At 61.1% G+C, this 14,397-nt stretch carries 12 protein-coding genes and 1 tRNA gene; 3 read left to right on the plus strand and 10 right to left on the minus strand.

Features of this window, described 5'->3' with window-relative positions:
- Positions 1 to 159 precede the first annotated feature (159 nt).
- The 9 genes from H8B14_RS08665 to H8B14_RS08705 form a co-directional block, all read right to left on the minus strand.
- Entirely contained in the window at positions 160 to 3,381 is a 3,222-nt protein-coding gene (locus H8B14_RS08665) for an efflux RND transporter permease subunit (RefSeq protein ID WP_187315216.1), read from the minus strand.
- A gap of 102 nt (positions 3,382 to 3,483) precedes the next feature.
- Positions 3,484 to 3,999 carry a YybH family protein gene (locus tag H8B14_RS08670; protein ID WP_187315217.1) on the minus strand — a complete coding sequence of 172 codons (516 nt, stop codon included), beginning with the start codon at positions 3,997 to 3,999 and terminating at the stop codon, positions 3,484 to 3,486.
- A gap of 38 nt (positions 4,000 to 4,037) precedes the next feature.
- Complete coding sequence (locus H8B14_RS08675; RefSeq protein WP_187315218.1) at positions 4,038 to 5,183, minus strand: efflux RND transporter periplasmic adaptor subunit; 1,146 nt, start codon at positions 5,181 to 5,183, stop codon at positions 4,038 to 4,040.
- The gene (locus H8B14_RS08680; protein ID WP_187315219.1) at positions 5,167 to 5,778 is read right to left on the minus strand and encodes a hypothetical protein; all 612 of its coding nucleotides are present in this window, start codon (positions 5,776 to 5,778) and stop codon (positions 5,167 to 5,169) included. Before H8B14_RS08680 ends, H8B14_RS08675 begins: the two co-directional genes overlap by 17 nt.
- Positions 5,779 to 5,790: 12 nt before the next feature.
- Positions 5,791 to 7,038: a TolC family protein gene (locus H8B14_RS08685; RefSeq protein WP_187315220.1), complete on the minus strand. Its 1,248-nt coding sequence runs from the start codon at positions 7,036 to 7,038 to the stop codon at positions 5,791 to 5,793.
- Positions 7,039 to 7,141: 103 nt separating this feature from the next.
- Positions 7,142 to 7,693 carry a heavy metal-binding domain-containing protein gene (locus H8B14_RS21065; RefSeq protein WP_187315257.1) on the minus strand — a complete coding sequence of 184 codons (552 nt, stop codon included), beginning with the start codon at positions 7,691 to 7,693 and terminating at the stop codon, positions 7,142 to 7,144.
- 232 nt (positions 7,694 to 7,925) lie between these two features.
- A complete protein-coding gene (locus H8B14_RS08695; protein ID WP_187315221.1) occupies positions 7,926 to 8,648 on the minus strand; it encodes a DUF305 domain-containing protein in 723 nt (240 codons plus the stop codon).
- A gap of 50 nt (positions 8,649 to 8,698) precedes the next feature.
- Positions 8,699 to 9,658 (minus strand): heavy metal-binding domain-containing protein, encoded by a 960-nt coding sequence (locus H8B14_RS08700; RefSeq protein ID WP_187315222.1) that lies wholly within the window; start codon positions 9,656 to 9,658, stop codon positions 8,699 to 8,701.
- Positions 9,659 to 9,983: 325 nt separating this feature from the next.
- Positions 9,984 to 10,472, minus strand: a complete 489-nt coding sequence (locus H8B14_RS08705) for a hypothetical protein (RefSeq protein ID WP_187315223.1) — start codon at positions 10,470 to 10,472, stop codon at positions 9,984 to 9,986.
- Positions 10,473 to 10,849: 377 nt separating this feature from the next.
- On the opposite strand from H8B14_RS08705, the gene H8B14_RS08710 reads away from it, so the two are divergent.
- Both H8B14_RS08710 and H8B14_RS08715 read left to right on the plus strand, forming a co-directional pair.
- Entirely contained in the window at positions 10,850 to 13,123 is a 2,274-nt protein-coding gene (locus H8B14_RS08710; RefSeq protein WP_187315224.1) for a heavy metal translocating P-type ATPase, read from the plus strand.
- Positions 13,124 to 13,129: 6 nt separating this feature from the next.
- On the plus strand, positions 13,130 to 13,507 hold the full coding sequence (locus tag H8B14_RS08715; RefSeq protein WP_187315225.1) for a cupredoxin domain-containing protein: 378 nt from the start codon (positions 13,130 to 13,132) through the stop codon (positions 13,505 to 13,507).
- A 111-nt stretch (positions 13,508 to 13,618) separates the two neighbouring features.
- Here the strand turns inward: H8B14_RS08715 and H8B14_RS08720 are convergent.
- Positions 13,619 to 13,690, minus strand: a tRNA-Arg gene (locus H8B14_RS08720).
- A 145-nt stretch (positions 13,691 to 13,835) separates the two neighbouring features.
- On the opposite strand from H8B14_RS08720, the gene H8B14_RS08725 reads away from it, so the two are divergent.
- On the plus strand, positions 13,836 to 14,318 hold the full coding sequence (locus tag H8B14_RS08725) for an Ohr family peroxiredoxin (protein ID WP_187315226.1): 483 nt from the start codon (positions 13,836 to 13,838) through the stop codon (positions 14,316 to 14,318).
- Positions 14,319 to 14,397: the final 79 nt, after the last annotated feature.

Here is a 14,397-nt window from a genome sequence, read left to right on the forward strand (position 1 = left end):
TGGAAACCGGCCCAGCCAAACCAAATATACCGGATTGTGCTGCACGCTGCCAAGAATATAGCAATGGCGCAGTATGGTAGTTGGCAGAAAGGTGCAGCTTGTGTAGACTAGCCGGAGGCATCAGGAACTGACAAAGTCAGCCCTGACTTGGGGCCAAAATTACCTGGTCGGCAGCACCGGATTCTGGTCGGAAGTTGGCGTGAGCGGCTGGGCGTCTAGCTCCTGCGGGTGGTCGTCGAGGCCAACTTCCTGGTGCGCCGTGAAGTACTGTGCCAACGCCTTTTCGCCCACCAGCCAGAACACTACCGGCGTCACGATGATGTCGAGGAACGTTGACGAGAGCAGGCCGCCGAGGATGACCGTGGCCACCGGATACAGGATTTCTTTGCCGGGTGCGTCTTTGGCCAGCGTGAGCGGCACCAGCGCCAGCGCAGCCACCAGAGCCGTCATCAGCACCGGTACCAGCCGCTCCAGCGAGCCACGAATTATCATGGGGATGCCGAACTTTTCGCCTTCGTGCTCTACCAGGTGGATGTAGTGCGAAATCATCATGATGCCGTTGCGCGAGGCAATGCCGGTGAGGGTGATGAAACCCACGAGCGAAGCAATGCTGAACGTGCCGCCCGTGAGCAACACCGCCACCACCGAGCCGATGAGGGCCAGCGGAATGTTGAGCATGATCTGGCCCACCATCAGTGTGGACTTGAAGTGCGAGAACAGCACCAGGAAGATGCCGGCCAGTGAAAACAAGCTCAGCCACAGAATCTTATGCGAAGCCGACTGCTGACTCTCAAACTGCCCGCCGTAGGTGAGGTAGTAGCCGGGTGGCAGCTTCACCTGTTGGCTGACTTTCTGCTGAATCTCTTTTACCGTGGAGCCCAAATCCCGCTCGGCCACATTCAGCGAGATGGTGATGCGGCGCTGGGTGTTTTCGTGGTTGACGGTATTAGGGCCGGGCTCGTACAGCACCTCGGCCACCTCACTGACGGGAATCATGGCGCCGCTGGGCGTTTCGATGCGGGTCTGGCTGATGGCGGCCATATCGTTGCGCTGGGATTCGGGCAGCTTCACTACCAGGTCAAAGCGTTTCTGGCCATCGAGCATCTGTGAAACCACCGCGCCCTGAAATAGGGTTTCCAGGTCGCGCACTACCTCGCCGCGGGCCATGCCGTAGGCGCGCAGGGCTTCGTCGCGGGGCCGGATGAGCAGCTGCGGAATCTGCACCTGCTTTTCCACCTGCAAATCTACCACGCCCGGCACCGTGCCGGCGGCGGCGCGCACTTCATTGGCGTAGCGGCGCAGCTCCAGCAAATCATTGCCGAATACCTTAATGGCCACCTGGGCCCGCACGCCCGACAGTAGGTGGTCGAGGCGGTGGGAAATGGGCTGGCCGATGTTCACGTTTACGCCCGTAATCAGGCTCAGCTTCTGGCGCATGTCGGCCAGAATTTCGTCGCGGCTGCGCATGGTTTTGCCCTCTTTTTCCAGCTCTTCCTCGGTCTTGAAAGCCACCTCAATTTCCGAGTTGTTCACCGATTCGGCGTGCTCGTCCAGCTCGGCGCGGCCGGTGCGGCGGGCCGTGTAGGCCACTTCCGGAATCCGGAGCATCTGCTGCTCGCCCAACGTGCCCAGGCGGTTGCTCTCAGTGAGCGAAGTGCCGGCCGGAGCCGAGAAATTCACCGTGAGCGAGCCTTCGTTGAAGGGGGGCAGAAACTCGGTGCCGAAAAACGGAATAAGGGCCATGGCCGCCACAAACAGCGCCCCGGTCACCCCCAATATGGCTTTGGGGTGCTGCAGGCCCCAGCCCAGCAGGCGCGTGTCCTTTTTTTTCAGCCAGCGCACCAGCCCGCCGTCGGTTTCGGGGTGGTTCATCTGCTTCATCTTCGGCAGCAAATAGTAGCACAGCACCGGCGTCACGGTCAGCGACACGAACAGCGAGGCCACGATGCTGGTGATGTAGGCAATGCCCAGCGGCGCGAAAATGCGGCCTTCCATGCCTTCCAGCGCAAACAGGGGCAAAAACACCAGCACCACGATGATGGTGGCATACACGATGGAGTTGCGCACCTCGGAGCTGGCTTTGTAGATGACCTGGAGCACGGGCTGGGGCTGCGGTAGCTGTTGGTTTTCGCGCAGGCGCCGGTACACGTTTTCCACGTCCACGATGGCGTCATCCACCAGCTCCCCGATGGCAATGGCCAGCCCGCCCAGCGTCATGGTGTTGATGCTGATGCCCGCCGCCCGAAATACCAGCGCCGTAACCAGCAACGACAGCGGAATGGCCACCAGCGAGATAAACGTGGTGCGCACGTTCAGCAGGAAGGCAAACAGCACGATAACCACCAGAATGGCACCGTCGCGCAAGGCCTCCTCCACGTTGCTGATCGACGACTCAATAAACTCTGACTGCTTGAACAGGCGCGTGTTCACTTGCACATCTTTGGGCAGCGAGGGCTGCAGCTCTACCAGGGCTTTTTCCACGGCTTCGGTAAGGCCCACGGTGGCGGCGCCGGGTTGCTTCTCGATGCTCAGAATCACGGCGGGCTTACCGTTTACGCTCCCGTCGCCGCGCTTGAAACGGGCGCCGAACTCCACCTTGGCCACATCGGCCACGCGGATAGGCGACTGGTCGCGGTAGCCCACGATGATATCTTCGATATCCTTCACTGAGCGCAGCCGGCCCAGGTTGCGGATGAGTACCTCCGAGCCGTTGCGGTCGAAGAAGTTGCCGGTGGTGTTCAGGTTGGACTGCCGCAGGGCCTCTTCCACCTGATTCACGGTCAGGCCAGTAGCATTCAGGCGGGGCATATCCAGCAGCACCTGGTACTGCAGGTTGTCGCCGCCGATAGGAATCACCTGGGCCACGCCGGGGATGCTGAGCAGGCGCTGACGCACGGTGTAGTTAGCCAGGGTGCGCAAATCGGCGGCATTGGTCTGCTGCCCGCCCGAAAGTCCCACCAGCATAATCTGGCCCATCACCGACGAAATAGGCCCCAGTACCGGCGTAATGCCCTCGGGCAGCTGCTCGCCGGTGGTTTGCAGCTTCTCGCTCACAATCTGGCGGGCCGTAAAGATGTCGGTGCCGTAGTCGAACTCCACGAACACCATACCCAGGCCAATAGCCGAGTTGGAACGCACCGCCGACACGCCGGTGGCGCCGTTCAGGGCCGTTTCCACGGGCAGCGTCACCAGGGCTTCCACTTCTTCGGGCGCCATGCCCGGCGCTTCCAGAAACACGGTCACACGGGGCCGGTCCAGGTCGGGCAGCACGTCCACCGGCAGCTGCTGGGCCGTGTAGGAGCCCGCAATGAGAAGGCCCACGGCGAAGGCCAGCATGAGCAGCCGGTTCTGCAGGGCAAAGCGGATTATTTTGTCAAGCATTGGTTCTAGAGCGCAAAGGGGAACGAGCGGGAGCACCCAGGGTGGTGCCTGGCTGCTGAATCAAGCGTGGCCGGGCGGCTGACCGTTAAGGCCCACACTACCTTATTTTTTGGGGCGCGGCGTCCGGGCCGAGCTGTGGGTGCTCATGATTTGCCACTGGCCAGCCGCATTTTTGCGTAACACCGAGGTGGCCACGCCGCGCCGCACAATGGGGGCCTTGGCTTCCTTCGCCTTGGGGTCTTTCTTCAGGTGCATGGTGTAAGTGTACGTTTCCGTGGCAAAGGCGTAAGGACCATCTACCTGCACGGCAGCCTTGTAGTCGCTGAAGGTGAAGGCGCTGAATTCTTTGAGCTCCGGACCCAGGTGGTGCTCAGCGTAATGTCGGTAGGTACCTTCCACACCGCCCGACTCGAACACCTGGGAGTTAGCCGTAAACAAGCGGGCTGTGCCCGTGGTGTCGAGTTTTTGTATGGCCTGCTGATACGTGGTCAGCACCAGCTTCACGGCCGCCTCGTCGGCGGTAGTGCTGGTGGTAGCAGACGCCGTCTGGGCCTGCGCCGAAGTGCCGGTGAGTTGCAGCACAGCAGTAAGTGCGGCGAGGGCAAAGGGATATTTCATGGGCAGCAGGGAAGAGAGCTGGCGCTTGTTTTCAAGCGCTACTGGTTCAGGTAGATGGACTTAAGCTGGTAGGTGCCGGTCGTCACCACCCGGTCGTTTTCGTTCACCTGGCCCTGCGTCAGCACGGTTTGCTCGCCACTGACAGTGCCGGGCTGCACAAAGCGAATCTTAAACCGCTCGGGCTCGGTGTGCACAAACACCACCGGCTTGCCGTTGAGGTCGGTAATGGCGGCAGTGGGCACCACCAGCTGGGGCTTGCCGCCGCCAGTCTGGCCCACCACCTGCACGTTCACGGCCTGGCCGGCGCGGTAGGCGTTGCCTGCCGGGGCATCGAGCTCCAGCACCAGCTGCCGGGCTTGGTTCACGGGATTCACCACGTTGCTGAACACCACCAGCCGGGCCGGTACGCCTGCTTGGCCCTGCAACCCCTCCACCCGAAACTGCGCGCCGGGCGTGACTTTGGCCAAATCCTGAGCAAACACCTGGGCCTCCACGCGCAGCTTGCCGGGGTTGATAACCCGAAACAGCTCGTCGCCCTGATTAACCTGCTGGCCTACAGCTAGGCTGAACACGTCCACGGTGCCGCTCACGGGCGAGGTAATGGGCACGCGCCGCTGGCTGGCCTGGCCGTTGTAAATGGCTGCATTTTGGCGGGCCTGGCGCAGGCGCAGCTCGGCGGCTACCACGTCTTTGCGGGCGGCAATGTCGGCAATGCTCTGCAGGCGGGCGTAGTCCTGCTGGGCGGCGCGCAGCTCGGCCTGGGCGTTGGCCCGCTCGGTACTAAGGCCGATTTGCTGGGTGGCGTCCAGCGTCTGCTCGATGACGGCCAGCGTCTGGCCGGCGCGCACCTGCTGGCCCACCCGCGCAGCGAGGCTGACAATGCGTCCGCCCTGTGGCACCACAATACGTCCCTCGCCACCCGCCGCCGCCGACACCGTGCCGTAGAGAGTGGCGCGGCTGTAGGTGGTGGAGTAGGCCGCGAGGCTGGTTTGCACCTGAAACAGGAACTGGCTCTCCTTGGGCAGCAGCACCTCGTCGGTGAGGGCCACGCCGGTGCTGGCCTTGGCCGCGTCGCCGTGGTCTTCGCCGCCGTGGGCCTGCACCAGGCTCGGCAGCGGCAGCAGCACGGCCAGCACGAGGCTGGCAGCGGCCGAGGCAGCCAGGAATTTATGCGTGGTTTTCATAAACGGGAGGCGTTGGAGTGGAAACAGGAGCGTTGGGGCGGCGGCGGCGCAGAAGCAGCACTGTGAGGCCGATGCCCAGCACAAAGGCGCCGACCAGGGCCAGGATGGTTTTCCAGGACGAAAACAACCCGGGCGCATCCGTGTGCGGGGCCTCGGCCACGGGCAGCTTTTCCCCCACCTTAATGCCTTCAAGCAAAAGCAAATCGGCCTTGTCGCCGGCCACCACATTCACCGTGAAGCTGTAAGCCTTGTTGGCCGGAAACTGACCCTCTACTAGGTAAATGCCCGGTTCCTGCTCGGTCACGGCCCATTTCAGCTTTGCGTCCTCAGGATTGGCCAGGGTGAGCTTGGCGCCCTTAATAGGAACGTTGGTGGCGTAGTCAGACAGAAACAGGCGCAGGTCGGCAGGCTGGCCGCCTTCCAGCGGCTCGTAGCGCAGCAGCACCTCGAACTGTTCGGAGAGCGCCGCCACCGAAAACGACGTGGCCCCGGCCGGCGTGCCGGCTTTGGGTCCGTCACCGTGGTCCTCGCCGCCGTGGGCGTGGGCCGGGGCGCTCAGCAGCAAACCCAGCAGCAAAATCAGGAGTTGTTTCATGAGGATTGACAATTATTCGCCCCGCAGGTAATTGAGTTCGACTAAAGCCTGCCGGTAATCCCGGATGGTGGTCAGGTAGGTATTCTGAATGGCGAAGGCCTGGTTCAGGCTCTGAATCAATACCAGGTAGCTGATTTCGCCGGCCCGGAACAGGCGCTGCGACTGGCTGATGATGGCCTGCGACTGGGGCAGGCCGGTTTGCTCGTAATAGGCCAATGACGAGGAAAACTTGCGCGTATCGGCCAGGGCTTGCTCGTACTGGGTACTTAGCTCCAGGCGTTGGGTCTGGAGCTGGTAGCCAGCTGCCTTGCTGCGGGCCGTGGCGGCCTGCAACTGCGCGCGGTAGGTCCAGAACCAAATGGGCACCGACACCCCGAACTGGAAACGGTACCGGATAGCGGAGTTTTCAAATGCCTGGTTCTGGTAGCCCACCGTGAGGGCCGGGGTGCGCCGGGCCCGCACCAGACTGATACCCGACTGGCTTAAGGCCACGTTCTGGGTGGCGACGGCCAGCGTGGGGCTGCGCACCAGGGCCGCACTGTCTTCGGAGGGCAAGCTGGCAAGAAGCGCGCCGCCGGTTTGGGCCAGCTCGGGGCCGCTGCGGCGCAGGTCGGTGCTGGTGGCGAGGGCCGCGGTGGGCTGGCCCAGCAGCAACCCCAAGCGGCGCTGGGCGGCGCGCTGGTCTTCGGTGGCCTGCTGCAGCTGCACCGTCACCTGCCGGGCCTCAGCATCGGTGCTGATGCGTTGCAGCGAGGTAACTTCGCCGGCCGCAAACAGCCGCTCGGTAGCTACCCGCAACGCCCGAAACAAACTATCCTGGTAGGCGAGCTGGCGCACCTGGGCTTCGGCAAACTGCAGCGCCAGGTAAGCCAGCCGCGTGTCGCGCAGTACACTGGCCCGGCTCACCTCACGGTTGCGCTCGGCCAGCGTTACGCCGGCCTCGGCCACCTGCCGCTGCCGGCGGTACACGTTGGGCAGGTCGATGGTTTGTATTACGCCCGGGGCCCACATTTCGCCGGTGGGGGCCGAGAACAGAAAGTCGGGGTTGGCTGGCGCAAACGAACCCCGCTTCAGGGCACGCTGCTCCTCAATCTCCTGGGTTGACTGCCGCAGCCGCGGGTGGCGGCGCAAGGTCAGGGCTTCGGCGCTGTCGAGGCTGATGGTGGTTTGGGCGCGCACGGTTCCCTGGCCCGGCCCCAGCACCAGCAAGACCAGCACCAGTAGCCCGAGGTACGCGCTTTTTATGGCAAAATTCGTCATACAATTAGGTTATAACCAGCCTGGTAGGCCGCCTGCCGTTGCAGCATCGGGCGGCCTGGGACGCAGCCGGCTGGGGCGCCCAGCACTCCGAGTCAGGTGTCGCCTACGACTTTTTCACGAGGGCCATGCCGCACTTTGGGCAGCTGCCGGGTTTGGGGCTGGCGCTGCCTTCGCAGTTCATGGGGCAGGTATAGGCTGCCGTGGTGGCCTTGGAGGCTTTGGCCGTTGCGTCCAGCTTTTCAAACCGGGCTGAGAGGGATTTACCATTGGTCTTCAGGCTGACAATGGCTGTGCGCAGCGTAGTGCCAGCCGGCATGGCGGCCATCAGGTGGTCGCCGCTCACGGTGAGGGGGGCAGTGCTGGTTTTGCCAGCCGCCGTCAGCAGCATTACCGTGCCGGTGGTGCCTTTGAGGGCTACAGTAGCTTCTTTGCCATCGAGCAGATACACGTGTACCGCGCCAGCCTGCTGCACCAACTCAATGTGGTAGGCACCCGCCGTGCGCACCACGCCGCCGTGGGGCGACGCGTGGGCGTGCGTCTCGCCGGCGGCTTTGTGGCCGTGCGCGGCCGTGCCGGGCTTATGGCTGTGCTGGGCCTGCGCCGAGAAAGAAGCAGTGGCGACAAGAGCCGCCGCGAGAATCAGGGAGAATTTCATGGGAGGGTAAATTAGGGGTGTGGGGATTGGAAGAGAGTGTTAAATGTTTGATTGACAGTCCAGATCGTCCTGCTGAGCTTGCCGAAGCATCTCTGCCGCTTCGTCTGGGTGTCAACCTCACATCCCCAGCCCCTCTCCGAAAAAAGAGGGGGCACCGGTTCTGCGCTGGCGTCAGGCGCCCTCTCTCTTGGACAGGGGCCGGGGATGTGAGGTTGGCGTTCCAGCCTGCTGCCTACATCTTGTCGGCATTCTTGCTGTGCCAGTCTTTAAGCTGCTGAATTTCCTTTTCCTGAGCTGTTATCATCTGCTGAGCCATTTCCTTGAGCTTGGTGTCCTTGCCATGAGCCAGCTCGGCCTTGGCCATGTCCACGGCGCTCTGGTGGTGCACCGTCATCAGCATGTTGAAATTCATGTCGGGGTTGGCCACGGGCTTGGGCATGTTCTGCATCATCCCGTCCATAGAGGCCTTCATCTTGCTGGCAAAAGGGTCCGCCGGGTTGTTGGGCTGGTAGTTGGTAGGGGCACTGTCGAGGCGGGTAGCAGCAGCTTCCAGCGCGGTGATTTCCTTTTGTTGATCGGCTTTAATCTGCTCGGCCAGCTGGCGCATGGTGGCGTCTTTGCCGTCGCGCAGCTGAATGTCGGCCATGACCACGGCGCCCTTGTGGTGCTCCAGCATATGATGGGCAAAGTCGTGGTCAGTGTTGCCTTTCGGCTTGTCGGCGTGCATTTTCTGCATCATCTCGTTCATGGCTACCAACTGCGGCGAGGTGTTGGCACCCGCGGCGTCGTGGCCCATAGCGGAGTGGTCCATGCCGGCCATGTTGCCGGAAGCGGCTGAGTCCGTGGCCATGGTGTCGGTGGTGGCCGTGGTATCAGCGGCTTTGTCGTTGTTGCAGCTGCCGAGCAGCAGGGTGCCTGCGCACAGGGCAGCAAGGAAATAAGCGGGCTTTTTCATGGGAATCAGGTAAAGTTGAAGTGAGACAATGAAGAGCAGAAAGCCCGCACCTAGCTGGCTGCCGCGCCCTTCACATTGATAGTGAAGTCGCCGGTGTGGATTTTGCCAGCGTGGTTGAACTGCAGGAACACGCGGTAGAGGCCGGGCTTCTCGAAGTTGGTGTTGAAGCCGATGTTCGGACCCTTATCGGCCTGATCGTTGGGGTGCACGTGCAGGTAGTTCTCGGTATCCTCGCTGATGACTACCACGTGGCCCAGGGCCCCGAGGTAGTTGGCCAGGTCCGTCACGGGCTGTCCGTCTTTGCTGATGTTGATTTTCATGCCCAGCAGCTGGCCCGTGGTCAGCGCCTTATCAAACGACAGTGTAGCCTGGTAGCCATCCTTTTCCCACTGCATGTCGTCGTTTTTGAACTTCACCGGCGCGTACTTTGGCCCCTGCACTGTAAGAGGCTGGCGGCCCAGCTGGTGGCCCGAACCGGTGGGCGTGTAGTCCTGGAAGAGCACATAGTCGCCGCCCTTGGGGAAGGTGTACTGCACTTTGTAGTCGCCGTCGGCGGTGTATTCGGGGTGCTCGTGGTAGAACTGGCCTAGGTCTTTGCTGACGATAATGAGGTGGATTTTCTTCTCATGTACCACGGCCAGCGGCACGGGTGCCGCCTCATTGCCAGCCTCGTGCGGCGTAAAAGCCAGCGTGGTGGGCTGCCCGGCCACCACCTGCGTGGGCGTGGGTACCAGCTTCATTTCGTAGGTTTTACCGTTGGCTACCTTGTCGTTGTGTTCCAGCTTCATGCCGCACTTGGGGCACTTCTCGCCGTCCTTGGTGCTAGTTACCTCCGGGTGCATGGGGCAGGCATAGGTATGGCCGCCACTGTGCTCGGCGGTGCCTTCGGCTGGGCCGTTGGTGGGCGTGGTAACCGTGTTAGCGGCGCTGCTCGAATCGGCTTCCGAGGAACAGCTGGCAGTGAAGAGCAGGCCAGTCAGAGCCAGCAGGGAAAGCGGTAAACGGTACATAAAAGGAAAATGAGTGGTGAAGATGAGGGCACTCAGCTGAGTAGCCTTTAAACTCCTGCGTTTGAGTCTGTTGGTGGCGTGGCTGGCAGCATGCGTCGGCCGGCACAAAATCCTGGACCGCACAGCGCCAGCAGAAAGGTGAGTTGTGAGCCAGGCCTTGCAGGGCAGCAGTTACATTCGTTTTTCCGCCACAACCCACAGTTGTTGGAGAAAGTGAGCCCGCAGGGGGCGCCGCACTTGGGCATTAGGCAGCCACGCAAAAACGAAGGCTCGCGCCGGAACATAGCAATGCTATGCCGGGGCGAGCCTCAGCGCGTTACACCAATCAGACCGTTAGGGACTGAATGAAAATACGGATATCGGGTATTTTGGGCGGCAGGTGCTCACGCAGCACCAAGGTTACCGCACTGGCCTGGTTCCAGTGGCCCGCGGCGGGGCGGAAGTGGAAGGCCGTAGCCTCCAGCAGCAAGGCCGGGGCGAGAGCAAACGACTGCTTTTCAGCTGGCGTTGTTAGTGATGAAAGCAGCGCAGCCGATTTGTCCTGGCAGCAGTTGCGTTTGTTGCTGTGTTTCTGCTGGTACGGCAGCTTAGCTGCAGGGCCTGTGACCAGCTTGCTCTGGCGGCCGGCCGGCTTGCAGCAGGCGTGGCCCGGTTGCATGGGGGCAGCCTTGGCAGTCAACTCACGCTGTGCCGCGCCGGTAGCTGCAGCCTGCCGTAGGCTGGCGCAGTAGCACTGGCCCGCAAACACGTTGACGAAGACAAGCAGGAAGCTTGTCGCCAGCAAACGGCGCAAAGGGAACAGGCTACGGAACATGACAAGTGCTAAGCAACTGCAAAACTATACTTCCGCGCAGAAAGTGCAATGCAGGCTGTGTACTGATATGGCAAACCAAGGGTTCGGGGCCGAAGACGCTTGACCGGTGAGCCAGAGACAAAAACGCCGCTCCTTCCATTAGTAAGGGGTTTCTTATGGCAGTTTGATTTGGTTGCGGGAATAGGCCGATGCAAAATTATGCAAGCATTCGGCATGATTATGTGAAGCCGCCCCTGGACCTGATGTGCAAATTTTGCAAGATCCAGGAAGGATTTCATACCAACTCCGACTTCTGCAACCCGTTCCTTTGTCATGCACTTTCCGGTTCAGCCTTTCATTCTCGGAAGCCTGCCCGGATGCTCAATCTGCTTCATTCTATGGAACCTACTACCAAAACCGAAACGCTCGATATCGAAGGCATGACCTGCGCTTCGTGTGCTTCTTTTGTGGAAAAGTCTCTGTCCCGCACGCCCGGCGTACAGCGGGCCGTAGTCAACTTCGCCACCGAAAAGGCCACCATCGACTACCTGCCCACGCAGGCCAGCCCCGCTACGCTAAAGGAGGCGGTGGTCAATGCTGGATATGGCGTGGCCGAACGTGCGCCCGATACGTCGGCCGCCGACAGGCAGGCAGAAATCGACCAGCAGAAAGCCCTGGCTTACGGCAAGCTCAAGCGCCGCTTCTGGGTGGCAGCGGGGCTGGCTGTGGTCATTATGCCTCTGAGTATGCTCATGCTCTGGCCCGCCCTGATGGAGCGCCTCAACATGCAGTGGCTCAACTATGGCCTGCTGCTGCTCACGCTGCCCGTGCTGCTCTACAGCGGCCGCGAGTTTTACGTTTCGGCCTGGAATGGTTTCCGGCACCGGGCTGCCAACATGGATACGCTTATTGCCGTAGGCACCGGCGCGGCGTTTCTCTACAGCCTGGCTGCCACCGTGGTACCGGGCTGGTTTACGCGCCAAGGCATCATGCCGGAAGTGTACTACGATACCACGGCCACTATCATTGCCCTGATTCTGTTGGGCAAGGTGCTGGAGCTGCGCGCCAAAACCCAGACGTCGGCCGCCATCAAGGCCCTGATGGGGCTGCAGGCTAAAACGGCCCGCGTGGTGCGCCCCGATGGCCAGGAAGTGGATGTGCCTATCGAGCAGGTACAACTCAACGACCTTATTGTGGTGCGCCCCGGCGAGAAAGTGGCCACCGACGGCCTCATCGAAGAAGGCCATTCGGCCGTGGATGAGGCCATGCTCACCGGCGAAAGTTTACCGGTAGACAAAAAAGCCGGCGACCCGGTGTTTGGGGCCACCCTCAACAAAACGGGCTCCTTCCGCTTCCGCGTCACCAAAATAGGCGCCGATACCATGCTTTCCCAGATTGTGAAGCTGGTGGAAGATGCGCAGGGCAGCCGCGCGCCCATCCAGCGGCTGGCCGATAAGGTTAGTGCCATCTTCGTGCCCACGGTCGTTGTCATTGCCATTCTCACGTTCGTGCTCTGGTTTGATCTGGCGCCGGTGGAAAGCCGCCTGCCGCTGGCGTTGGTCAATTTTGTGGCCGTGCTCATCATTGCCTGCCCCTGCGCGCTGGGCCTAGCCACGCCTACGGCCATCATGGTCAGTACCGGCAAAGGAGCCGAGCACGGGGTGCTGATCCGCAACGCCGAGGCGCTGGAAAAAGCCCATCAGGTAGATACCGTGCTGCTCGACAAAACCGGTACCATTACCCGCGGTGAGCCCGCCGTCACGGATTATGTGTCGGCGGCCGGACAGGATGCCGGCCAACTGCTGCAAATGGTAGCCGCCGTAGAGCGGCAGTCAGAGCACCCGCTCGCCGAAGCCGTGGTGCGCTATGCGGAGGCGCAAGGCGTTAGCTTTATTTCAGCCACGGGCTTTCAGGCCCTGGAAGGGAAAGGCGCCCAAGCAGTGGTAAACAGCCAGCCCGTGCTTATCGGCAATTTTCGCCTGCTCGAAGAAGCCGGCATTTCCCTGCCTGTGGCCGTGCGCCAGCAGGCCGATGAGCTGTTGGCTAAGGCCAGAACGGTGCTCTACGTGGCGGTGGCCGGCCAGGCGGCCGGGGTGATTGGGGTAGCCGACACCGTGCGCGAAACCTCTGTGGCGGCTATCAGGCGGCTGCAGCGCATGGGCCTGGAAGTGGTGATGATGACCGGCGACAATCCCCAGACTGCCGCTCAGGTGGCCGGCCAGGTGGGCATCACGCGCTACTTTGCCGAAGTGCTGCCCAGCGCCAAGGCCGGCAAGGTGAAGGAACTGCAGGCCGAGGGGCGCGTGGTGGCAATGGTCGGCGACGGTATCAACGATGCGCCTGCCCTCGCGCAAGCTGATATTGGCCTGGCCATGGGTGGCGGCACCGATGTGGCTATGGAAGCGGCCGGCATCACGCTCATGCGTTCCGATCTGCAAGGCGTGGCGGCTGCCATTGAGCTTTCGCGTCAGACCATCCGCACCATCAAGCAGAATCTGTTTTTTGCCTTTATCTACAACACGCTGGGCATTCCCATAGCGGCCGGGCTGCTGTATCCTTTCTTCGGCATTCTGCTTTCGCCCATGCTGGCAGCCGGGGCTATGGCGCTTAGCTCAGTGTCGGTGCTTACCAACTCGCTGCGGCTGCGTAGTTTCTCCCCAGCTAAAAACTAACGTTACATGGATACGACCGAAATCATCGTGACCTTGGTGGGCCTGGCCCTGTCTGGCTTTGTTGTCTGGTACTTCTTTCTTTCCACCCGCCAAACGGTCAGCGCCGTGTCGTCCTCTGGCGGCGTGCAGCAAGTGGATATCACCGTGAAAGGCGGTTACTCGCCCGACATAATTGAGGTGGAGCGTGGCAAGCCAGTACAGCTAAGCTTCTACCGTGACGAGGAAAACAGTTGCTCTGAGGAACTGCTGATGCCTGATTTCAGTGTTCGGCGCGACCTGCCAGCTTTCAAAACAACCTTGGTGGAGCTGCTGCCGCAGCAGGCAGGTACCTTTGCATTCACCTGTGGCATGGGCATGCTGCGTGGCAGCTTAGTAGTGAAGTAGCCTGCACAGCAGCCGAGTCAATCAGGCATTGCCATTGATACCATCCAGGATGCTATCAATGGCCAGCAAGGAAAATAAAAAAGGCCTCAGCATGCTGCTGAGGCCTTTTTGTGGTCGCGCTAGGAATCGAACCTAGATCTAGAGCTTCGGAGGCTCCCATACTATCCGTTGTACTACGCAACCCGGTAATGAGGGGCAAAACTAGAGAGAAAATGCCGCCGCGCAAAACAACGCAGGCTGATTTATGCAAAATCATGTTCAGCGCAGCTACAACCTTCCGGCCGGTAAAGCAGTTAGCCTTACCACACAACCCGAACTTTTTCTACTTATGGCTTCCACTGAAAAAAAGAACCTGTATACCGCCGACGCCACTGCCGTAGGCGGCCGCAGCGGCCACGTCCGCTCTGCTACTGGCATCATTGACCTGGATATGTCGGTGCCGGAAGGGCTGGGCGGCAAGAAGAATGCCACCAACCCCGAAGAACTGTTTGCCGCCGGCTATTCGTCGTGCTTCCAGCAGGCGCTGCTCGTTATAGCCCAGCGCGCCGGCGACAAGCTTGACCCGCAAACCGAAGTGAAATGCTCGGTAACGCTGTTCCAGGAAGGTGAAGGCTATGGCCTGTCGGCTGTGCTCGACGTGGACCTGAAGTCGTTTGACCAACAGAAAACTGTGGAAATGGTGCGCCAGGCCCACAAAATCTGCCCGTACTCGGTAGGTACCCGCGGCAACATGGAAGTGGAGCTACGTGTGAAAGGCGAAGCCCTGCCCGTAGAAGCTGAAGAAAATGCCGGTGTAGCTGCCAACGGCTAACCGAAGCTTTCATCAGTCCAATAGAAAAGGCCCGTCCGGATATCCGGACGGGCCTTTTCTATTGGACTGATGAAAGCTT

It is taken from the genome of Hymenobacter puniceus, from assembly GCF_014333525.1.
Lineage (GTDB): Bacteria > Bacteroidota > Bacteroidia > Cytophagales > Hymenobacteraceae > Hymenobacter.